The 20,464-nt window shown below is 62.9% G+C and carries 19 protein-coding genes and 2 tRNA genes; 14 read left to right on the forward strand and 7 right to left on the reverse strand.

Features of this window, described 5'->3' with window-relative positions:
- Positions 1–10 precede the first annotated feature (10 nt).
- The gene (gene ettA, locus QMG25_RS11670) at positions 11–1,693 is read left to right on the forward strand and encodes an energy-dependent translational throttle protein EttA (RefSeq protein ID WP_283460411.1); all 1,683 of its coding nucleotides are present in this window, start codon (positions 11–13) and stop codon (positions 1,691–1,693) included.
- A gap of 107 nt (positions 1,694–1,800) precedes the next feature.
- Here ettA and QMG25_RS11675 read toward each other — a convergent pair whose 3' ends face one another.
- Positions 1,801–2,169: a YciI family protein gene (locus tag QMG25_RS11675; RefSeq protein ID WP_283460412.1), complete on the reverse strand. Its 369-nt coding sequence runs from the start codon at positions 2,167–2,169 to the stop codon at positions 1,801–1,803.
- A gap of 116 nt (positions 2,170–2,285) precedes the next feature.
- The gene (locus tag QMG25_RS11680; RefSeq protein ID WP_283460413.1) at positions 2,286–3,191 is read right to left on the reverse strand and encodes an acyl-CoA thioesterase; all 906 of its coding nucleotides are present in this window, start codon (positions 3,189–3,191) and stop codon (positions 2,286–2,288) included.
- 137 nt (positions 3,192–3,328) lie between these two features.
- Between QMG25_RS11680 and QMG25_RS11685 the strand changes: the two genes are divergently transcribed.
- Together QMG25_RS11685 and QMG25_RS11690 are read left to right on the forward strand one after the other, a co-directional pair.
- Positions 3,329–3,823, forward strand: coding sequence for an acyl-CoA thioesterase (locus QMG25_RS11685; RefSeq protein WP_283460414.1), 495 nt, complete (start codon positions 3,329–3,331; stop codon positions 3,821–3,823).
- Positions 3,823–4,491 carry a DUF8185 domain-containing protein gene (locus QMG25_RS11690; protein ID WP_283460415.1) on the forward strand — a complete coding sequence of 223 codons (669 nt, stop codon included), beginning with the start codon at positions 3,823–3,825 and terminating at the stop codon, positions 4,489–4,491. Before QMG25_RS11685 ends, QMG25_RS11690 begins: the two co-directional genes overlap by 1 nt.
- Before the next feature lie 173 nt (positions 4,492–4,664).
- Here the strand turns inward: QMG25_RS11690 and QMG25_RS11695 are convergent, their stop codons facing one another.
- The 5 genes from QMG25_RS11695 to pepN all read right to left on the reverse strand — a co-directional run bounded on the left by QMG25_RS11695 (position 4,665) and on the right by pepN (position 10,247).
- Positions 4,665–5,129 carry a globin gene (locus tag QMG25_RS11695; RefSeq protein ID WP_283460503.1) on the reverse strand — a complete coding sequence of 155 codons (465 nt, stop codon included), beginning with the start codon at positions 5,127–5,129 and terminating at the stop codon, positions 4,665–4,667.
- A gap of 143 nt (positions 5,130–5,272) precedes the next feature.
- The gene (locus QMG25_RS11700) at positions 5,273–5,992 is read right to left on the reverse strand and encodes a mechanosensitive ion channel family protein (protein WP_283460416.1); all 720 of its coding nucleotides are present in this window, start codon (positions 5,990–5,992) and stop codon (positions 5,273–5,275) included.
- Positions 5,993–6,068: 76 nt separating this feature from the next.
- Positions 6,069–6,551 (reverse strand): OsmC family protein, encoded by a 483-nt coding sequence (locus QMG25_RS11705; RefSeq protein WP_283460417.1) that lies wholly within the window; start codon positions 6,549–6,551, stop codon positions 6,069–6,071.
- A gap of 87 nt (positions 6,552–6,638) precedes the next feature.
- Positions 6,639–7,508, reverse strand: coding sequence for an SGNH/GDSL hydrolase family protein (locus QMG25_RS11710; RefSeq protein ID WP_283460418.1), 870 nt, complete (start codon positions 7,506–7,508; stop codon positions 6,639–6,641).
- 177 nt (positions 7,509–7,685) lie between these two features.
- Positions 7,686–10,247: an aminopeptidase N gene (pepN, locus tag QMG25_RS11715; RefSeq protein WP_283460419.1), complete on the reverse strand. Its 2,562-nt coding sequence runs from the start codon at positions 10,245–10,247 to the stop codon at positions 7,686–7,688.
- A gap of 575 nt (positions 10,248–10,822) precedes the next feature.
- On the opposite strand from pepN, the gene QMG25_RS11720 reads away from it, so the two are divergent.
- The 11 genes from QMG25_RS11720 (at position 10,823) to QMG25_RS11770 (ending at position 20,451) form a co-directional block, all read left to right on the forward strand.
- Complete coding sequence (locus QMG25_RS11720) at positions 10,823–11,989, forward strand: DUF1648 domain-containing protein (RefSeq protein WP_283460420.1); 1,167 nt, start codon at positions 10,823–10,825, stop codon at positions 11,987–11,989.
- Between the two features lie 4 nt (positions 11,990–11,993).
- Positions 11,994–12,989, forward strand: a complete 996-nt coding sequence (locus QMG25_RS11725; protein WP_283460421.1) for a hypothetical protein — start codon at positions 11,994–11,996, stop codon at positions 12,987–12,989.
- Positions 12,990–13,074: 85 nt separating this feature from the next.
- Complete coding sequence (locus QMG25_RS11730; protein ID WP_283460422.1) at positions 13,075–13,548, forward strand: ribose-5-phosphate isomerase; 474 nt, start codon at positions 13,075–13,077, stop codon at positions 13,546–13,548.
- A 3-nt stretch (positions 13,549–13,551) separates the two neighbouring features.
- Positions 13,552–14,703, forward strand: a complete 1,152-nt coding sequence (locus QMG25_RS11735) for an Fpg/Nei family DNA glycosylase (RefSeq protein ID WP_283460423.1) — start codon at positions 13,552–13,554, stop codon at positions 14,701–14,703.
- A gap of 158 nt (positions 14,704–14,861) precedes the next feature.
- Positions 14,862–14,932 (forward strand) — tRNA-Gly (locus QMG25_RS11740).
- A gap of 140 nt (positions 14,933–15,072) precedes the next feature.
- A tRNA-Pro gene (locus QMG25_RS11745) sits at positions 15,073–15,145 on the forward strand.
- An 89-nt stretch (positions 15,146–15,234) separates the two neighbouring features.
- Positions 15,235–16,611 (forward strand): trigger factor, encoded by a 1,377-nt coding sequence (tig, locus tag QMG25_RS11750; protein ID WP_283460424.1) that lies wholly within the window; start codon positions 15,235–15,237, stop codon positions 16,609–16,611.
- Between the two features lie 287 nt (positions 16,612–16,898).
- Complete coding sequence (locus QMG25_RS11755; RefSeq protein ID WP_283460425.1) at positions 16,899–17,519, forward strand: ATP-dependent Clp protease proteolytic subunit; 621 nt, start codon at positions 16,899–16,901, stop codon at positions 17,517–17,519.
- 42 nt (positions 17,520–17,561) lie between these two features.
- Complete coding sequence (locus tag QMG25_RS11760; protein ID WP_283460426.1) at positions 17,562–18,236, forward strand: ATP-dependent Clp protease proteolytic subunit; 675 nt, start codon at positions 17,562–17,564, stop codon at positions 18,234–18,236.
- A 188-nt stretch (positions 18,237–18,424) separates the two neighbouring features.
- Entirely contained in the window at positions 18,425–19,711 is a 1,287-nt protein-coding gene (gene clpX, locus QMG25_RS11765) for an ATP-dependent Clp protease ATP-binding subunit ClpX (RefSeq protein WP_283460427.1), read from the forward strand.
- 113 nt (positions 19,712–19,824) lie between these two features.
- Entirely contained in the window at positions 19,825–20,451 is a 627-nt protein-coding gene (locus QMG25_RS11770) for a mycothiol-dependent nitroreductase Rv2466c family protein (RefSeq protein ID WP_283460428.1), read from the forward strand.
- Positions 20,452–20,464 lie beyond the last annotated feature (13 nt).

Here is a 20,464-nt window from a genome sequence, read left to right on the forward strand (position 1 = left end):
CCTTAGGGGTATGGCGGAATTTATTTATACAATGTCCGATGCCCGCAAGGCTGTTGGCGACAAACTCATTCTTGACAACGTAAGCATGTCTTTCTATCCGGGTGCCAAGATTGGCGTCGTCGGACCCAATGGTGCGGGAAAGTCCACCATTTTGAAGATCATGGCCGGCTTGGACACCCCCTCCAACGGTGAAGCCCGTTTGAGCCCCGGCTACACGGTGGGCATCCTGCTGCAGGAGCCGCCGCTGAACGAGGAGAAAACCGTTCTGGGCAACGTCCAGGAGGGCGTTGGCGAGATCTACGGCAAGATCACCCGTTATAACGAGATCTCCGAGGAAATGGCCAGCCCAGACGCTGACTTTGACACCCTCCTCGAAGAGATGGGCAAGCTGCAGGAAGCCATCGACGCTGCCGACGCTTGGGACATCGACTCCCAGCTCGAGCAGGCCATGGACGCATTGCAGTGCCCACCGGGCGACTCGGACGTCACTATTCTCTCCGGTGGTGAGCGTCGTCGCGTTGCCTTGTGCAAGCTGCTGTTGCAAAAGCCCGATCTGTTGCTTCTTGATGAGCCCACTAACCACCTCGATGCCGAGTCCGTGAACTGGCTGGAACAGCACCTGAAGAGCTACGCTGGCGCCGTCCTTGCCGTGACCCACGACCGTTACTTCCTGGACCACGTCGCCGAATGGATCGCCGAAGTGGACCGCGGCAAGCTCTACCCCTATGAGGGCAACTACTCCACTTACTTGGAGAAGAAGCGCGCCCGTCTGGAAGTCCAAGGCAAGAAGGACGCCAAGCAGGCAAAGCGACTGACCGAAGAACTCGAGTGGGTTCGCTCCAATGCCAAGGGCCGCCAGACCAAGTCCAAGGCCCGTCTGGCCCGCTACGAAGAAATGGCTGCCGAAGCCGACCGCACGCGCAAGCTGGACTTCGAAGAGATCCAGATTCCGCCGGGCCCGCGCCTGGGCGGAATCGTTCTGGAAGCTGAGAACCTCAAAAAGGGCTACGGCGACCGCGTCCTCATCGACGGACTGAGCTTCACGCTGCCCCGTAACGGCATCGTCGGCGTGATCGGTCCGAACGGTGTTGGCAAATCAACGCTTTTCAAGACCATTGTTGGCCAGGAAGAGCTCGACGACGGCGTGCTCAAGGTGGGCGACTCGGTGAAGATTTCCTACGCGGACCAGAGCCGCGGCGGCATCGACCCGGACAAGACCCTCTGGCAAGTTGTTTCCGACGGCTTGGACTTCATTCAGGTCGGAAACGTTGAAATGCCCTCCCGTGCCTATGTTGCCGCTTTCGGCTTCAAGGGCCCGGACCAGCAGAAGAAGGCAGGTGTGCTCTCCGGTGGAGAGCGCAACCGGCTGAACCTGGCGCTGACCCTGAAGCAGGGTGGAAACCTGCTGCTTTTGGATGAGCCCACTAACGACCTTGACGTGGAAACCCTCAGCAGCCTAGAGAACGCGCTGCTGGAATTCCCCGGCTGTGCCGTGGTGGTCTCGCACGATCGCTGGTTCCTAGACAGGGTCGCCACCCACATCCTGGCCTACGAAGGCACCAACGAGAACCCGGCCAATTGGCACTGGTTCGAAGGCAACTACGACGCCTACGAGGAAAACAAGGTGGAGCGCCTTGGCGTTGACGCGGCACGTCCGCATCGCGTCACGCACCGCCGCCTGACCCGCGACTAAGCCACAACTCCGAGGGCCCACCTCGGATGGCCGGTCCCCGCAAGGGAGCCGGCCATTCCTCTTTTAAGATTGTCCAGCCATAGCGATGCCTGTCACGGGGATCTTTGTCACCGGGGTTCGTCGGCTTCGGTCATGACGGGGTAGAACTCCACGTCGCCGCCGCTGTGGATCATGGTGGCCAGGGCGCGTGCGTCTGCCTCATCGGGGAGTTCCAGCAGATGGAAGCCGTGGTTGATTTCCTTCGTCTCGGCGAAGGGACCGTCGCTGAACACTGCCGGTTTGCCGTCGGAGCCCGGTGTGATGGCCACTGCGTTGCCGGCGTCCAGCCCGCCACTGAACAGGACGCTGCCACCGGCCTCTTCGACGGCTGCCGCCAACGCCGCGTGCGCTGCCATGGCGTCGTTCCACATTTTCTCCGTAACGAGCTTGGGATCGAACTCGGACTCGCGGATCACTGCAAGGTATTGCTTGGCCATGATGATCACTCCTGGGGATCGGCCGGCCCGCAGGGATGCGGTGCCGTGCGTCGATGGTGCCTCTACCCTTACGACGAACCATACAGGCGGAAATCAACACACGGCATGAAAGATCTTTAGTCGGTGGGTGTCCCCTCCGGCACGCGCATCATGCCTTCTTGGGCAACTGAGGCGACCAGGACGCCGTCGCGGTTGAAGAAACGGCCCAGGTTCAGCCCGCGGGCCTCGGAAGCGCTGGGGGACTCGGCAACGTACAGCAGCCAGTCGTCGACCTGCAGCGGACGGTGCCACCACATGGCGTGGTCCAGGCTGGCCACACTGATTCCGGGTGTTGCCCAGGCGATGCCGTGACGGCGCAGCGACGGCTCCAACAAGGTGTAGTCGCTGGCGTAGGCCAGCGCGGCGCGGTGCAAGTTCTGGTCCGTGGGCATGGGGCCCAGCGTTTTCAGCCACACTGCCTGGTGGGCCACGTGCTCGCCCTTGACGTCAAAGTAGATGTTGGGGCCAACATGGCGGATGTCGAAGGGACGCTCATAAGCCCAGGCCTGCGCCACCGGGTGATCGATGCCACCGAGCAGCTGCGCCGACGTTGGCAGCGTTTCAGGATCTGGAATGCCCGCCGGCATGGTGTCCTGGTGCTCGATGCCGCTGTCCGGTCGCTGGAAGGAGGCGATCATGGAAAGGATGGGAACGCTGTCCTGATAGGCGTGGGTGCGGCGGGCAGAGAAGGAGCGTCCGTCACGCAGGCGCTGCACCCCAAACGTCAGGGGGGAAGCGGCGTCCCCCGGGCGGAGGAAATAGCCGTGCATGGAGTGCACCAGGTGGTCCTCACCCACCGTGCGGGCCGCCGCCACCAGCGACTGCGCCAGCACTTGGCCACCAAAAAGCCGGGCCCGCGGGGAGGACTCGTCGCCGAGCCCCACAAAAACGTCTTCATCGGTCCGGGCCCCGTCGGCGTCGGACAGCTCCAAGATTCGCAGCAGGGATTCCATCGGGTCTGTTCTGGGAGGCGTCGCATTCATAAGCGTGACTCTATGTGTCTTCCCGCCCCTGCGACAAATGGGCCGGCAGGCATGAATTCGGATGCTGCGACGCGCTTTGGCGTGATGTTGCCAACGTTGATTGGTGGCACTGCCTGCGGCTTTGACATGATGAAGGCATGGCAACTGGCATCCGCATCTCCCAGCAAATCCGCTTTGGCGACATTGATTCCTACAACCACGTCAACAATGTTGTCTATTTGCAGTACCTCGAGGATGCGCGCGTCCAGCTGACTTACGCCGAACTGCCAGGCGGCGGCACCTTTCACGACTTGGTCGGCCAAGATTTGTTCACGTTGGTGGGACGCAACGAAATTGAATATCTGGCCCCGATCAGCTTCCGGCCGACACCCATTTTCGTGAACATCTGGGTCACCCACATTGGCGGCTCCAGCTTCGACTTTGGCTACACCGTCACCGAATCCGACGCCTCCATCATCTACGCCCAGGCATCCACCTCCATGGTGCTGGTCTCGCGCAGCACCGGCCGCCCCGTCCGCCTCACCGACGCGCAGCGGGCCGCCCTTGACGCTTGGCGCGGGGCCCCCGTGCCTTTCAAACGCGGAGCCAATCGCCCCGCTGCCACACCCGCCACCGCAGAAGGAAGCCGCTGATGTCCACCGCCACGCATACCGAAGAACTGCTCCTGGAAGACGCCGGGACCGCCAACGACCTGCGCACCTTTGTGACCCGGGCCCGTGCCGCGGACGACGGCGCCATCCGGCTTCAGGGGGCCGGTCGCGTCCTCGCGGCGTACGTGTGCGTCATGCGCTCGAAACTCCTGGGGGAAGGCACCCCCACGATCCTTGGGCTGCGCACCATGGCGCTGGCAACGCCGTCGACCCTTGACGTCACCGTGTCGCTGGCCTCGGTGGCCGACCGTCTGGCACGGATGGAGGCCAACGACACCACGCTGCCCATCCCTCCCATGACCGTCAATGAATCCTGGGCGGCCGTCACGGCGCCGCGCGGGGCGTGGGAAGAACTGGGTACCGTTTCAGCGGACACGCTGATCGCCGCAGCAAAGACCGGAGTGCAGGAGATTGGGCAGATCATTCCCGTCAATCCGGGCGCGCTGATCGTCAACAACGCCCGCGCCGCTGTGTGGGGGCGGGAAATGGAAGGTGTGCCCGGCGAGATTCCCTGCGGTGCGGCCTTCGCTGCCTATGCTTTGGGCTTCGTGGCACCGGGGGAGAGCGGCACCATCTTCCGGTCCCACAAGTGGTTGCGGATCACCACCGGCCGCGGCCACATCCTCATCCGGCCCAAGGCGGTTCTCTAAACCGCCGTTCCAAGCCTCCCGCTGAATTCGAAACGGGAGTAGTTGCCCATGTTGAGCTGAAACATGGGCAACTACTGCAAACTCGAGGACGGGAGCGGAGTGGAGCGGCCCGGCGTGGCCCGGCGCGAGGGCCGCACTATCGGACCCAAGGGTCGCCCCGGAGGCCGGAAAGCTTAGCTTTGGGGTTCCGAAGCGGCGTTGACCAGCGAATGTGCCGCCCGCTCCAAGTAATCCCACAACGTGGCTTCATGCATGGGCGAGAGTTCCACGGCGTCGACGCCCTTGCGCATGGCGGCCAGCCAGCGGTCGCGCGCCTCGGGTGTGATGGTGAACGGGACGTGTCGCATGCGCAGGCGCGGATGGCCGCGTTCCTCAAGATAGGTGCGCGGGCCGCCCCAATACTGCTCGATGAACATCAACATGCGGTGCTCGGCCGGACCCAGGTCCTCTTCGGCGTACATGGCGCGCAGCACCGGATCGGCGGCAATGCCCCGATAGAACACGTGGATGATCTTCTTGAAGGTCTCATGCCCGCCCACCTGCCCGTAAAACGTGTCGGCATAGTCCACGAGTTCATCCGCGGCAGGGCCGCTGGTGGATGGCAGCGGGCGGCCCACCTTGGTGGGAATCGGCAGCATCGTTGCCAACGGTTGGCCAAAGCGCGAGGGAATCGGTGTGCCTTTCGCCGCATCATTCTCTGCCGCATCATTTTGGGCCGGACCGTTGGCGAAGGGGGAGGAGGGGTTGTGCTCGTGGTTCATGGCTGTACTTTCTACGCTTTCTACTCTGCCGTCTCGGCGGGTTCGTTGCTGGTTGGAACGTTCGACGCCGGTGTGCTTGCGGCGGGTGCCTGAGGCGCCTGGGGCTCTGGCGCATCTGGCTGTGGCGGCACATAGTTGCCTTTGGACCGGTTGCCCAGGCGCAGTATTTCACCGTTGCGCAGGTACCACACGGTGCCGTCCTCGGCCAGGACCCGGGTGATGCGCAGGCCAAGGTATTCCACCGTGCCCACCACCTCACTGGTCACAATCACGTCGCCGATCCCGTACTGGTCTTCAAAAGTGATGAAGATGCCGGCGAGGAAATCTCGAATGAGCTGTTGGCAGCCGAAACCGATGGCGATGCCCACCACACCCACGCTGGCCAGCAGTGGGGCGATGTTGATGTTGAAGGCGAGCAGGATGTAGAAACCGGTCACCAGGGCCACTGTGGCGGTCAGGATGGAGTTCAGAAGGGATCCGATGGTGCGGGCGCGCAGGACGCGGCGTTCGTTGTCCAAAGCACGCATCATGGGGTCCATGTTGCGCAGCATGGGTGCGGCCCAACGCAGTGAGGCATGGTTCAGCGGTGTGCGTTGGATGCTGGCGCGCTTGACGAACAGGCGGATGCCGTAGTGACACACCAGCCACATCACCAAGCCAATGGCCAGAGCCACGCCGGCTTGGGTCACACTGCGCCAAAATCCTTCATCAAAGCCGTCAAAGATCAATAGTGCTTGCACGCGTGGCTTACCTTGCATCGCTCGGGGAAGGGAACTGGGAACTTCATCTCAACCCTAGCGCGGACAGCGCAGCAGATCAGTCCTGCGTGGGCTCCAACACTCCAGGCTCGTGGTGAACTGGGAAGTTTACGCTTCTGGCAATGAAGCATTTGCTGGCTGCTTCTGCATGCAGGGTCAGTGCCAGAGCCTCCGTGGAAGGATCCGCAACAAAGATTTTGGGGTGCAGGGTGATTGACTCAAACTGGCCGCTGCCGTCGGGATTTACCACCAATGTTCCAGTGGCAGTGTCTTCATACTTGGTGACGACCACCCCGTGCTTCACGGCCACGTGGAGGTAGGAGAGCATGTGGCATTGGGAGAGGGCGGTCACGAGCAGCTGCTCCGGATTCCAGCGATCCCAGTCGCCATGAAAGGTCTTGTCGGCAGAGCCCAGCAGCATGGGCAGGCCAACGGCCGTGACGCTGTGGTCGCGGCCGTAGGCCTTGTATCCGGAGGTTCCGCTTCCCCGGTTGCCGGTCCAAAATACATTGATCTCGTAATGGTGCTCGTTGGGTGCCATGCGGCTAAGCCTAGCGAGCTTAGGGGAGGGCGGTAGGCGCTGGCGGCCGAGGGACCACGCCTGACGACTCTTCCCGGTACTACTTGCCTACCAGCGCAGGAATGGTTGCAGGGAGGCCGTGTAGCCGTCGAGGTAGCCGGTGGCGTTGGGGTGGAACGGGAACTCGCCGATTTGGAAGGGTGGCGGGTAGTTCAGCCATGGTTGGGCGGAGGGGATTGCGTGGCCGGCGAAGCGGTAGGCAACCGGCACGAACGCCACTCGGTTGGATAGGGCTGTGACGGCAATGACCCCGTTGAGCAGGTCGGCTGCGCCGTTCAGGAGCTTGACACCGTTGACCTGGGTGGGAGTGAACGTCGGAGCTGCCATGTTCTCCGGTTCAAAGAGTCGCGGGTAGCCCAAATAGAGGATCCTCGCGTGCGGTGCCTTGGCCTTGATGGCCTTGAGCATCGTGGTGGCGTTCCGGGGTACTTTCTTCATGAGGTGGATGGAGTTGGCGACGGCGGTCTTGCACGCTGCCGCAGTCGAGGCCGGCGACAGGCAGGTGCCCACGGCCGTGGTCCACGCGACGTCGTTGCCGCCAGCGGTGATGGTGACAAGCTTCGTGGCGGGTGAAAGCTGCGGCACTTGGGTCTGCGTGACGTCGGTGATGGTGTTGCCGGAGCACGCAATGTTTGTCAGCGCCGCACCGGTCAGTGCCGCGACGTCGTTGGCGTAGCCGGCTGTGCTCTGCCTGCACGGCCCGGTTTCGCCGCCGGCACCCGAGCCGGCCGAGTACGAGTCGCCCATGACGGTGTAGGCCAGCGTGGTTTGGCCGGTGTGCGAATGGCCGGAGTGGCTCCGGGCAGTTTGTGTTTGGGCCATGGCCGGCGCTCCGGCCATGCCTGCAACCAGGCCCAGTGACAGCAGTGTCACGGCGCCTGCACGGGCAGCAATGCCCCTAAAGTGATGAGTGAACATGCCCTCAAGATACCCCTGCCGGCGGGGCCTGACTAGCGTAAAATGTAGCCAATTCTCCCGGGCGCCAGCCGCGTGGCGGGCTGCGCTGAAATGGGCAAAAACAGGCAGGAACGGGCGGGACCCAGCTAGGTTGTGGCTGGGTCCCGCCCGTTCCTCTTGCCCGTTGGGGCGTGGCTCCTAGCTGGCGAGCAACCGGTCCGCGGCCTGCGCCGCCAAGGCGCGCACCACGCCGTCGCGGGATTCAACGAGCAGGCGGCGCAAGGCGGGGAACTTCCCGTCGAGCGTCGTCAAGAACGCGTCGGTGGCCTCCACGGTGGCCTGCGAAACCAACTGCGAAGGGTAGAGCCCGGTGATGAAGGTGGAACTGGTCTCGTACGACTTTTCCTCCCACACCCGCAGGATCGAAGCGAAGTACTTCTCCACGTACGGTTCCAGCAACGCGGTGTCCCACACCTTGCCAAAGCCGTCGATCGCCGCCCGCTGCACAGCATTGGCTCCGTCGCCGCGTACGACGACGGCCTCCCACGTTTCAGCCTTGGCCTCCGCCGTGGGGATGGCGGCATGAGCCGAGGCGGCAGCAAGCTGTCCGGTCTGGGTGTTGTCCAGTGCCAGGGCCGCGTCAATGGCGGCGCCATCTGCCCGTCCGCCGGTTGCCAGGGACGCCAGCAGTTCCCAGCGCATGTCGGTGTCCACGGACAACGAATCAAGGACCACGGTGCCGTCCAACACCGCCTGCACAGCATTAAGCTGGGCTGGGCTTTGGGCGTGTGCGGCAAAGGCCTTGGTGAATTGCAGCTGCGCATCCGATCCTGCAGCGGCGGACTGCGCCAGCTCCCACAGGGAATCGGCGGCGGCAACGGCCGTGGCCTTTTGGTGTTCGCTGGCCACATAGAAGTGCAGGGCCGTGGTGAGCTGGCGCAGCAGCACCATGATCACGGTTGAATCCGTTTCGTGGCCGATGGTTTCCAGCACAAAGTCCACGTACTCGCGGGCGGGAGTTTCGCCGTCGCGCATGGCATCCCAGATCGAGGCTGAAGCAATGGTGCGCGGCAGCGATTCCCTGAAGTCCTGCACATGGGCCTTGGCGGTGGCCAGCGAGACGTCGTCGAGGCGGATCTTGGCGTAAGCGAGATCGTCGTCATTGAGCAGGACGAGGGCCGGGCGCACCAGACCGACCAGCTCCGGAACTTCGGTCTCGGGGCCGCGCACGTCGAGCTCCACCCGGTGAGTGCGGACCAACTTGCCGGCATCGTCGCCGTCGGTGGCCAGATTGTAGAAGCCCACAGCCATCCGGTGCGGACGCAGAACGGGGTGCTCGGCCACGGCGGACTGGAGGATCGAGAATGAGGTGATGGCGCCGTCGTCCGCCACGTCAATGGCGGGCTTGAGCGTGTTCACGCCGGCCGTCTCCAGCCACTTCTCCGTCCAGGCGGACAGGTCGCGGCCGCTGGCAGCTTCCAGCTCCACCATGAGGTCGGGCAATTCGGTGTTGGACCAGGCGTGCTTGGCGAAGTAGGCGCGTACGCCGGCCATGAACTCCTCCTGGCCCACCCAGGCCACAAGCTGGCGCAGCACGGAGGCACCCTTGGCATACGTGATGCCGTCAAAGTTCACGAGCACGTCCTCGAGATCGTTGATCTCAGCCTTGATCGGGTGCGTGGAGGGCAGCTGGTCCTGGCGGTAGGCCCAGCTCTTTTCCAGCGAGGAGAACGTGGTCCAGGAGTCCACGTACTTCGTGTTTTCGGCGGCGGCGAGGGTGGACATGAACTCGGCGAACGACTCGTTCAGCCACAGGTCGTTCCACCAGCGCATGGTCACCAGGTCGCCGAACCACATGTGGGCGAGCTCGTGCAAGATGGTGATGGCGCGGCGTTCCACCATGGCGTCGGTGACCTTGGAGCGGAACACGTAGCTCTCCAGGAACGTCACGGCCCCGGCGTTTTCCATGGCGCCGGCGTTGAACTCGGGCACAAAGAGCTGGTCATACTTCGGGAACGGGTACGGGGTGCCGAACTGCTTCTCAAAGAACTCGAAGCCCTGCCGGGTCAGCTCGAACACGTTCTCCGCATCAAGGTATTCCATGAGCGACTTCCGGGCGAACACAGCCAGCGGCACCGTGCGACTGTCCGAACTTGTCAGCTCGCTGCGCACACAGCCGTACGGCCCGGCGATCAGCGCGGTGATGTAGCTGGAGATCTTCAGCGTCGGCTCAAAGTGCCACGTTGACTTGCCCGCACCGGCGGCAACCGGCTCTGGCGTGGGGGAGTTGGAAATGACTTCCCAGTGATCCGGCGCCGTGACGTGGAAAGCGAATTCGGCCTTCTGGTCCGGCTGTTCAAAGACGGGGAACATGCGGCGGGAGTCCGGCACTTCAAACTGGCTGTACAGATACGCTTCGCCGTCCACGGGGTCCACGAAGCGGTGCAGGCCCTCGCCGGTGTTCATGAAGAACGCGTCGGCCTTGATGGTGAGCACGTTCTCCGCGGCCAGGCGGGGCAGGGAGATGCGAACGCCGTCGGACACTTCCTTCGGGTCAAGTTCCTCGCCGTTGAGGGTGACTTGGTGGACGTGGGCCGTCACGGCATCAATGAACGACGACGCCCCCTCCTTGCCGCTGAACCGCACGGTGGTGGTGGTGGCGAACGTGGTCTCCGAGGTGGTCAGGTCAAGGGCCACGTCATAGCTGGAAACCGTCAAGGTGGCCGATCGCTCAATGGCTTCGGCGCGGGTCAAATTCATACCAGGCAAGGTGTGCTGCCTTCCGTTCAAGGGCGGGTGGAAAGGCCGGACGAAATCGCTTTCGGCGCTTCGGCGGCGGTTGAGACGATTCTGCCACTGTAGCGCGCGACCGCCGGAGCGGTAAGGGGCCGTGTTCTCTGCGGGCCAAAGTGCTTTTCTGCCCGAGACCGCCCCTGGGACGCCAAACCGCACCTTGCCCGCATCCCGTTCCTCCGAAACCGCGCCTTGCCCGCACCTGCGAGGGGTATCCACCGTGCTGTGTCCGCGTCTGGGGCGCTTCCCCGCGCCTTCGCCGCGAACCCGCTGATGCCCCGCAGCGGTTTTGCGGGCCAAGCGCGGGCACGCGGGCCGGACGCTGTTTCGCGGAGGGTTCGCAGTGGGGTCGCAGCGAATCGCAGCGGGTAGGGGCGGCACGTGGCGGCTAAGCGGGGGAAAGCGGCAACCCAGGGCAAGTCAGGGCAAATCAGGGCAAAGAATTACGGCAACTCAGGGCAAATTGCGGCAACTTGGGACGAAAGTTGTGCCCCGCAGAGTGCTGGTGCAGCATTAGTGAAGAAGTGCAAGAATTCGCGTCCGTGGACGGACTGGTGATCGTGGGGAAGTGGGAATTCGTGGGGGAGCAAGTGCACGGTGCCAAGGATCGTGGTGCAGAAGGCCGCAGCGCCAAGGACCGCAGCGGCCAGAGCCGAGGCGGTGAAGCCCGCGGCGCAGAAGGCCGCAGTGCAGAGGGCGAAGCAAGCTACAACCGGCGATGGGTAATGGGACTCGTTGTGGGGCCGCTCTTGCTGGGCGCCTTGGCGGCTGCCTGGATATTCAGCGTCGCCGACAGGCTGCCCACCGAACTGGCATCGCACTGGAACAGCAAAAATGAGGTTGACGGGTACATGTCGGTCACCGGGACGGCGTTGATGGCGTTTCTGTTCGGCGGCGGCCTCGGTGCGCTTATGGCCCCTCTGGCACCCATGCTGCGGGCGCAGTCGGTGCTCTTTGCCCGCATTGGTGTAGGTTTCGGCCTGGCGTTCGGGGTTGCCATGACGGCACTGGCCGTTGCCGTGGTTGCCGGCCAGCTGGACCTTGCAGACGTCTCGCACGCGGAAATTTCCGGACCCGTCATGGCAGTCGGAATCGCTGCAGCATTTGTCGTTGGCTGTGTCGCGACCTGGCTGTACCGCCCCGGCGAGGTTGACAGGACCCAGAGCAGCGAGGCCGCCGCAACGAACGCAGCGGCTGGCCAGGACCACACGGATCTTGGCCGCCAAGGAAGGGAAAGAGCATCCCGGGGCGAGACCCTGCACCTCCGCGTATCCATGGGCGCCTGGAAATGGTGCCTGAGCCTGGGCGTTGGTCTCATTGTCGCCGTCAGCACGTACTTCATTTTCCCGGGCCTCGCTTTGCTGGGTGTGGTGGTAGTCGGATTCATCTGGGTATTTTGCCAGGGAACGGCCGTGATCGGCCCCGACGGGGTCAAGGTGCTTGCCTCGGGCTTCTGGAAGGTTATGCCGCTGAACTGGCAGGAAATCAACAGTGCAGAGGTCCAGGAAATCAAGGCCATGGACTACGGCGGCTGGGGTTATAGGATGGGCGGCGGCAGCGTCGGCTTCATCATGGGCAACGGGCCGGCCCTGGTCATGAAGGGAGGATTCCACGAAACGTGGGTCATCTCCATGCCGAACCTTGAACTGGCCGGGGAAGCGGCCGCCCTGGTCAACGCCTATATTCATGCTGAAAAAATGAAAAGCTAGGGCCATGACATTCGACGGCAGCCACGATTCCACCGACGATCGGCCCGTCGACGCCCGGGCACTGCGTTTCGCCCTCATTTTCCCGGTCCTGCTGGCCGCAGCTCTTTTCCTGGGTGGCTTCCTGATCAGGGCCCAGCTGCCCGACGGCGTGATGCTCCCGACAGGCGGTGAGCCGATCCCCGTTCCGTGGTTCTTGGGCCTTGGTGCCGCCGTGATTTTGGTGCTTGGCGCAGGCGTGGGCAGCCAAGGAGCGCGAACATCGCTGCCACCGCTGCGGCGGAGGATCCTCTTGGGACTCGGCATGACCCTGCAATTGGCAGCCTTCACGTTCTTTGTGGCAGCGCTGCTGGGCCAAGGTGCGCCCGGCGGGCTGCCGGAAACGCCCGTTGACGGTTTCGTCCTGCTCATGGGCTGCGGGTTGGCCATGGCCATGGGGGTGGTGCTGGCCATGACGTTCAAGCCGGCGGAACAGTGGAGCGCCACCGATGACAAGGTGCTGGCCCAGCTGTTGGATGCGGAAGCGGACCCCACCGCCAGCAACGACATGATGGCCTACTTCGTGCACCCGAGAGGCTCCGTGACCATCATGATCCTGCTCGCTGCCATCTTGCCCGGGGCCATGTTGAGTGTGGTTTCACCGTGGATATTGCTGGGTGCGGTGGTACTGGCCCTGCTGGTGATTTCCACGCTCACGGCGACTGTCCAGGTGGATAGGCACCAGCTCAGCGTGAAACTGCTCGGGCTTCTCCCTGTGCTCGTCGTCCCCTGCGAGGGGGTGGACGCGGCAGTGTCCCTGGACATCAGTGCCAAGGACTACGGCGGCTGGGGCTTGCGCAAGCACAGCGGTTCCGCCACCTTTTTGACGCACTCGGGCGCCGCCGTCGTGCTTCGACAAAACAACGGCGGAAAGGTGGTGGTCAGTGCACCCGACCTTGACATTGCCGACGACCTGTCCGCGATCTTGAACCGTCGGGCCGGAAAGTCGCCCGACAAGCACTGAGGCCACCAACGCAGCGGCCGCAGCACGTGGCTGGCATGGGTAGGCTTGGAGCAGAAATAATCACCTCCACCACTAAGGACCCCTCATGCGCGTTCACATCGCAACCGACCATGCCGGCATGGAGCTCAGCGCCCACCTCATCACCGCCCTGGCCGCCAAAGGCTACGAGATGGTGGACCACGGGCCCCAGGCCTACGACGCCGAGGACGACTACCCCTCCTTCTGCATCAACGCAGCCTTGGCAGTGGTGGCAGACCAGGCGGCCGGAGTGGATGCGTTGGGGATCGTGCTGGGCGGTTCAGGCAATGGAGAGCAGATCGCGGCCAACAAGGTCAAGGGTGCACGCGCGGCCTTGGCCTGGAACCTGTCCACCGCGAAGCTTGCCCGCGAGCACAACGACGCCAATTTGGTGGCCGTGGGCGGCCGCCAGCACAGCGTCGAGGAAGCCACCGAGATCATCGAGGCGTTCCTCGCGGAGCCCTTCAGCGATGCCGAACGCCACGTCCGCCGGATCGGGAAGATCGCCACGTACGAGGCCACCGGCGAAGTCGACGGGTAACTGATGCCTGAGGGCCATTCCGTCCACCGACTGGCGCGGCAGTTCAATGACGTCTTTGGCGGGGCCGCGCTGACGGTGTCCAGCCCGCAGGGGAAATTCACTGCCGGCGCGGCCCGCATTGACGGCCACGTCCTGGAACGGGCCGAGGCCCATGGCAAGCAAATGTTCCTGTCCTTCTCCCACGATCTCGTGATGCGCGTCCACCTGGGCCTCTACGGTGCCTGGGACTTTGGCGGCGACTCCACCTTTTCCGGTGCCTCCAGCATCGGGGCGCCGCGGCGCATCGGCGAGCAGGAAGTTGGTGGCGACTCCGTTGCTCCTGGAAGTGGGTGGGGCCACGCGTCCGAGGGCCCCGCTGCGAGCTTGCGAGCTGGGGGAGGAAGTGGGTGGGGCCACGCGTCCGAGGGCCCCGCTGCGAGCTTGCGAGCTGGGGGAGGACGTGGGGAGTACGCAGGCCCGCCGGAACCCAAGGGAGCCGTCCGCGTGCGGCTTGTCTCCGACCACGGCTGGGCCGACCTGCGGGGACCCACGGCGTGCGAAGTTCTCACGCCCGCTGAAGCCGCGGCCGTGCGCAAGAAGTTGGGGCCTGACCCGCTGCACAACTTCCCCGGCGACGCGGAAGAGTTTGCGCGCCGGATTCGAAAGAGCACCACCACCATTGCGCTGCAATTGATGAAGCAGGACGTCCTGGCTGGCGTCGGCAATGTGTACAGGGCTGAGGTCCTGTTCCGGCTGGGCCTGGACCCCATGCTTGCCGGCACAAGCCTGCAGGCAGAGGAGGCCATGGCGCTCTGGGTGGACATCACACGCATCATGGCCGACGGCGTCCGCGACGGGCGCATCATCACCACCGAAGTGGCGGACAGGCCCTCGGGCATCGGCGTTGGACCCGGTCTCGCGGCACAGTGGCGGGACGGCGGGGGCAGGCGGGCCGGCGGCGGGCAGGACGGAGGGCACGACGGCGGGCAGGACGACGGCGGCAGCCAGGGGACGGCGTCGAGCCTCAACACCGTGAACAAGGACGTTCCGGTTGAAGACGCCCATTATGTGTACAAGCGAGAAGGCCTGCCCTGCCGTCATTGTGGCACCGAGATTGCCATGAAGGGCTTGGGTGGGCGGAAACTGTACTGGTGCCCGAACTGCCAAGGCGGCTAGCGCACAAAAATGCCGCCGTTTGACGCAAATGCCACACTTCAAACCCTGGCATTTGCGTCAAACCTCGGCGGAAACCAAACCCGGGGCAACACGATTTGCGGCACGGGCAAAGTCGTTGATAGTGTTACGGAGTTGTTCGGCAGAAAGTCGAAACATCCGGGGGCGTAGCTTAATGGTAAAGCCTCAGTTTTCCAAACTGATGACGCGGGTTCGATTCCCGTCGCCCCCTCCCAACAAGGATTCCTCGGTCAAGTGGCTGGGGAATTGTTGTTTCCCGGCAAGTCGCCCGCGCCACACCCCAAATGGCGTGTTCATAAAGGGCGATTGTGCATCCGGGAACATTTGCCCGTAGACTGTTCCGGGCAACTACGGGGCGTAGCGTAGTGGCTAGCGCGCCTGCTTTGGGAGCAGGAAATCGCAGGTTCGAGTCCTGTCGCCCCGACTTCAGCATTATCCGGATCACGTTTGGTCAGTGACTGCCCATGTGCTGGGCCCAGATATCCATCTAGAGACCATCAGGAGTACCACGCTGTGAAGAGCGCTGTCGAAAACCTCACACCCACTCGGGTCAAGCTCGATGTTGAGGTTTCCTTTGATGAATTGAAGCCCAGCATTGCCGAGGCATACAAGACAATTGCCACACAGGTTCAGGTGCCTGGCTTCCGCAAGGGCAAGGTCCCCAACCAGCTGATCGACCAGCGCGTTGGCCGCGGCCACGTTCTGGAGACGGCCATCAACTCCGGCCTCAACGGCTGGTACCAGGAAGCTGTCATCGAGAACAAGCTCACCCCGTTGAGCCGTCCCGAGGTTGAAATCACCGAGGTTCCCGATCCTTCCGGCACCGACGGCATCGTGAAGTTCCATGTTGAATTGGACATCCGTCCCGAGATCGAGCTGCCCGACTACGAAGGCATCGAAGTTGAGGTCGCCGCACTCGAGGCCTCCGAGGAGGACACCGAGACGGCACTTGACGAACTGCGCGGCCGCTTCGGCACGCTGAAGGTTGAAGACCGCCCGGCTGCCGATGGCGACTTCCTCACCATCAACATCGACGCCAAGATCGGCGACGCCGAAGTTGACTCGGCTTCCGACCTGTCCTACCAGATCGGTGCAGGCAACATGCTTGACGGCCTGGACGAGGCTGCAACCGGCCTGTCCGCCGGCGAAGAAGCCATCTTCAACACCAAGCTCGCCGGTGGCGAGCACGCTGGCGAAGACGCCCAGGTCACCGTGAAGGTCACCTCCGTGAAGGTCCGCGAACTGCCCGAGGCAAACGACGACTTCGCCCAGCTGGCTTCCGAGTTCGACACCATTGGGGAACTGAAGGAAGACCTGGCCAAGCAGGCTGCGGAGTCCAAGACCGTTGAGCAGGGCGTCGAAGCCCGCGACAAGGTTCTCGAGAAGCTCGTTGGCCTCGTTGAGGTTCCCGTTCCGGATTCCGTCGTTGCGGAACAGATGGAGCAGCACTTCAAGCCGGAGAACGCCCACGGCCCCGAAGAGCACGACACCGAAGAGCACCGCGCCGAGGTCAAGGACAACACCGAGAAGGCGTTCCGCAACGAGATCATCCTCGATGCCATCGCCGAGAAGGAAGAGATCGGAGTCAGCCAGGCTGAACTGATCGACTACATTGTTTCCTCCGCCAGCCAGTACGGCATGGACCCGAACCAGTTCGCACAGATGCTGGATTCCTCGGGCCAGGTCAACATGATCGTTGGCGAAGTTCGCCGTCGCAAGGCGCTGGCTGCTGTTTTGGCCAAGGCCACCGTGAAGGATTCCGAAGGCGCAGACGTCGACCTGACCGACTTCGTCTCAGTTGCTTCGGAAGAAGAAGACGAAGAAGTTGCCGGCGAGGACGAGGTCATCGAGCCTTCAGCCGTTGTCGATCCGGGCGAAGTGCGTATCTAAGGCACACCTTTCCAAGGGTCGTTAGAACCAAAAGCCGTTGCCGGTTCCTTGCACAAGGAGCCGGCAACGGCTTTTTGTGTGCCGGTCCGTCCACGTCCCCGCGTGCCACGCGGGGAGCGTTTTATTCCCACGCACACGGGGTCTTCGAGGATCGTGCGCCTACAGCGAACAGTGTACGGATGGGCCCCAAAGCACCACCGAAAAGGGCTACTGTCCAAGTAGTGAACATTAGTGATGGGCACGTTGGGCTCGCCCGGCGGCCCACACGAAGGAGAGGTAAACCCACCATGGCACAGCACACCACCCCCACGATGGCCGGCGACGACCCGAACGCCCAGGACCAGTACATTTTCAACCGCCTGCTGAAGGAACGCATCATTTGGTTGGGCTCGGAAGTCCGCGACGACAACGCGAACGTGATCTGCTCGCAGCTGTTGCTGCTCTCGGCGGAGGACCCCGACAAGGACATCTTCCTGTACATCAACTCACCCGGCGGTTCGGTGACGGCCGGCATGGCCATCTATGACACCATGCAATACATCCCGAACGACGTCGTCACGGTCGCCACCGGGCTGGCAGCCTCCATGGGGCAGTTCCTGCTCTCCTCCGGCACGAAGGGCAAGCGCTATGCGACGCCCAACGCACGCATCCTCATGCACCAGCCTTCAGGCGGCATTGGAGGTACGGCGTCGGACATCAAGATCCAGGCCGAACTGATCCTGCACATGAAGAAGGTCATGGCTGAACTGACGGCCGAGCAGACCGGCCAAACGATCGAGAAGATTCTCGTCGACAACGACCGCGACAAGTGGTTCACGGCCGAGCAGGGACTTGAATACGGCTTCTTCGACAAAATTGCCCGCAGCGCCGGCACCGTTGCCGGCGGCGGCGGAACCAACGCCAAGTAGAGACTCGCCAAAGCAAATCTTAGATTTCAGGAGCAACCGATCATGACATACAACTTTGGCAGCACAGCTTTTGGCCAGACTGCCGGCACCATGCCCACCAGCCGCTATGTGCTTCCCCAGTTCGAGGAGCGCACCCCCTACGGTTTCAAGCGCCAGGACCCGTACACCAAGCTGTTCGAGGACCGCATTATTTTCCTGGGCGTCCAGGTTGACGATGCGTCCGCGGACGACGTCATGGCGCAGCTGCTTGTGCTGGAAGCCGATGACACGGACCGCGACATCACCTTGTACATCAACTCGCCCGGCGGATCGTTCACGGCCATGACGGCCATCTACGACACCATGCAGTTCATCCGCCCGGAAATCCAGACCGTGTGCCTGGGCCAAGCTGCTTCGGCGGCTGCCGTGCTGCTTGCAGCGGGCGCACCGGGCAAGCGCCTGGCACTGCCCAACGCACGCGTGCTCATCCACCAGCCGGCGCTGTCCGGCGGCCAGGGCGGCCAGGCATCCGACCTGGAGATCCAGGCCAATGAGGTCATGCGCATGCGCGCTTGGTTGGAGAACACGCTCTCCTCCCACTCGGGCCGCACGCCCGAGCAGGTCAGCAATGACATTGAGCGGGACAACATCCTCACGGCCGCCCAGGCCAAGGACTACGGTTTGATCGACGAGGTTCTTGAACCCCGCAAGATCAAGCCGGCGGCCATCACCCGCTAAGCAATACCCCGCAAGCGCCGGAACGAGGGCGTAAAAATCCCTCGTTCCGGTGTTTGCCTTCCACCCAATGTCCGTGCCGTGGCCTAGAGTGGAATGTAATTCACCGAACGTTCCCGGCACCAGTCGGGGACGCACACGTTTCAGAGGTAACTTTGCCGCCGGCAGGTTATGCGCGAGAGGACACATCAATGGCCAGGATGGGCGAAAGCACCGATCTGCTGAAGTGTTCTTTCTGCGGAAAGAGCCAAAAACAAGTCCGCAAGCTCATCGCCGGCCCCGGGGTGTACATCTGCGACGAATGCATTGAACTGTGCAATGAGATCATTGACGAGGAACTGGCCGAAGTTGCCGACCTCGACGCCTTTGAACTTCCCAAGCCGCGGGAGATTTTCGACTTTCTGCAGGAGTATGTGATTGGCCAGGAACCGGCCAAACGCTCCTTGGCGGTTGCCGTGTACAACCACTACAAGCGCATCCAGTCCGGCCACGCCGTCATCAGCAACACCATCTCCGCCGGCGTCCACGACGAAGTGGAAATCGCCAAGTCCAACATTCTGCTTGTGGGACCCACCGGCTGCGGAAAAACATATCTGGCCCAAACCCTTGCCCGGCGACTGAACGTGCCGTTCGCCGTCGCCGACGCCACGGCGCTGACCGAGGCCGGCTACGTGGGGGAGGACGTCGAGAACATCCTGCTCAAGCTCATCCAGGCAGCGGACTTTGACATCAAGAAGGCCGAACAAGGCATCATTTACATCGACGAAATCGACAAGATTTCACGCAAGTCGGAGAATCCTTCCATCACCCGGGACGTGTCCGGTGAAGGTGTCCAGCAGGCGTTGTTGAAGATTCTTGAGGGTACCGTGGCGTCGGTTCCGCCGCAGGGCGGGCGGAAGCACCCGCACCAGGAGTTCATCCAAATCGACACCACGAATGTGCTCTTCATCGTGGCTGGCGCCTTCGCCGGCCTGGAGGAGATCATTGGATCCCGTGCCGGGAAGAAGGGCATAGGTTTTGGTGCCCCGCTCAGTGCCCTCAAGCAGTCCGAGGCCAGCTACGCCGACGTCATGCCCGAGGACCTGCTGAAGTTCGGCTTGATCCCGGAATTCATTGGCCGCCTGCCTGTCATCACCACTGTCACGCAGCTGGACCGCACGGCCCTCATCCAGATCCTGACGGAGCCCAAGAACGCCCTTGTCAAGCAGTACCAAAAGATGTTCAAGCTCGACGGCGTCGAGCTTGAGTTTGATGACGAGGCACTCGATGCGATTGCTGATCAGGCACTAGCGCGGGGGACAGGTGCCCGCGGCTTGCGCGCCATTTTGGAAGAAGTCCTGCAACCTGTGATGTTCGACCTGCCCAGCCGGGAGGACATTGCCTCGGTGGTCATCACGGCCGCTGTTGTGGACAAGAAGGCCGAGCCGACGCTCATCCCCCACGAAGTGGTTGCCAAGCGCAGGAACAAGTCGGCCTAGAAGCGGGCTCGAGGCTGTCTTGCGGAATAGTCTGCCAGCCCATTTGGTTGCACAAAGTAGCGGGCCAAGCCCGCGCAGGCTTCATTTTCCTTGCCCTACCCAGGAGGTTCTTCATGACTGAAAATTCTGCAACTGCGGTTGAGACCGCTGATTTCTGGTTCGATCCCACGTGCCCCTTTGCTTGGGTGACGTCGCGCTGGATCGGCGAAGTGGAAGAAGTTCGCAATATCAAGGTGGACTGGCATGTCATGAGCCTGTCGGTGCTCAACGAAAACCGCGACGACATTTCCGAGGCATACAAGGAGCACATCGAGAAGGGATGGGGCCCTGTCCGCGTCATCACGGCTGCTGCGCAGGAGCATGGCAAGGAGTTCATCAAGCCCCTCTATGACGCCATGGGGACGCAGATCCACAACAACGGCAACAGGGAACTGGACGACGTCATCGCCAAGTCTCTCGCCGAGGTGGGCCTGCCCGCCGAACTGGCCGCAGCGGCAACTTCGGACCGCTATGACACGGCCTTGCGCGCCAGCCACTCCGAGGGCATCAGTCAAGTGGGGCAGGACGTTGGAACGCCCATCGTGGCCTTCAACGGCACGGCATTCTTTGGTCCCGTCCTCACGCGCATTCCGCGCGGAGAAGAAGCTGGCAAGCTGTGGGATGCCACCCTGACACTGGCCGGATTCCCCTACTTCTTTGAAATCAAGCGCAGCCGAAACGAAGATCCGCAGTTCGGCTAACTCCGGCTGAGCC

It is taken from the genome of Arthrobacter sp. H35-D1, assembly GCF_030063185.1.
Lineage (GTDB): Bacteria > Actinomycetota > Actinomycetes > Actinomycetales > Micrococcaceae > Specibacter.

Excerpts from the sequence above, each read along its gene's own strand:
- QMG25_RS11760 (WP_283460426.1), top strand. The coding sequence starts at position 17,562 with ATGACATACAACTTTGGCAGCACAGCTTTTGGCCAGACTGCCGGCACC.
- QMG25_RS11675 (WP_283460412.1), bottom strand. The coding sequence starts at position 2,169 with ATGGCCAAGCAATACCTTGCAGTGATCCGCGAGTCCGAGTTCGATCCC.
- QMG25_RS11725 (WP_283460421.1), top strand. The coding sequence starts at position 11,994 with ATGACATTCGACGGCAGCCACGATTCCACCGACGATCGGCCCGTCGAC.
- QMG25_RS11730 (WP_283460422.1), top strand. The coding sequence starts at position 13,075 with ATGCGCGTTCACATCGCAACCGACCATGCCGGCATGGAGCTCAGCGCC.
- QMG25_RS11690 (WP_283460415.1), top strand. The coding sequence starts at position 3,823 with ATGTCCACCGCCACGCATACCGAAGAACTGCTCCTGGAAGACGCCGGG.
- QMG25_RS11695 (WP_283460503.1), bottom strand. The coding sequence starts at position 5,129 with ATGCTGCCGATTCCCACCAAGGTGGGCCGCCCGCTGCCATCCACCAGC.
- QMG25_RS11755 (WP_283460425.1), top strand. The coding sequence starts at position 16,899 with ATGGCACAGCACACCACCCCCACGATGGCCGGCGACGACCCGAACGCC.
- pepN (WP_283460419.1), bottom strand. The coding sequence starts at position 10,247 with ATGAATTTGACCCGCGCCGAAGCCATTGAGCGATCGGCCACCTTGACG.
- QMG25_RS11680 (WP_283460413.1), bottom strand. The coding sequence starts at position 3,191 with ATGAATGCGACGCCTCCCAGAACAGACCCGATGGAATCCCTGCTGCGA.
- QMG25_RS11735 (WP_283460423.1), top strand. The coding sequence starts at position 13,552 with ATGCCTGAGGGCCATTCCGTCCACCGACTGGCGCGGCAGTTCAATGAC.
- ettA (WP_283460411.1), top strand. The coding sequence starts at position 11 with ATGGCGGAATTTATTTATACAATGTCCGATGCCCGCAAGGCTGTTGGC.
- QMG25_RS11705 (WP_283460417.1), bottom strand. The coding sequence starts at position 6,551 with ATGGCACCCAACGAGCACCATTACGAGATCAATGTATTTTGGACCGGC.
- QMG25_RS11710 (WP_283460418.1), bottom strand. The coding sequence starts at position 7,508 with ATGTTCACTCATCACTTTAGGGGCATTGCTGCCCGTGCAGGCGCCGTG.
- clpX (WP_283460427.1), top strand. The coding sequence starts at position 18,425 with ATGGCCAGGATGGGCGAAAGCACCGATCTGCTGAAGTGTTCTTTCTGC.
- QMG25_RS11685 (WP_283460414.1), top strand. The coding sequence starts at position 3,329 with ATGGCAACTGGCATCCGCATCTCCCAGCAAATCCGCTTTGGCGACATT.
- QMG25_RS11770 (WP_283460428.1), top strand. The coding sequence starts at position 19,825 with ATGACTGAAAATTCTGCAACTGCGGTTGAGACCGCTGATTTCTGGTTC.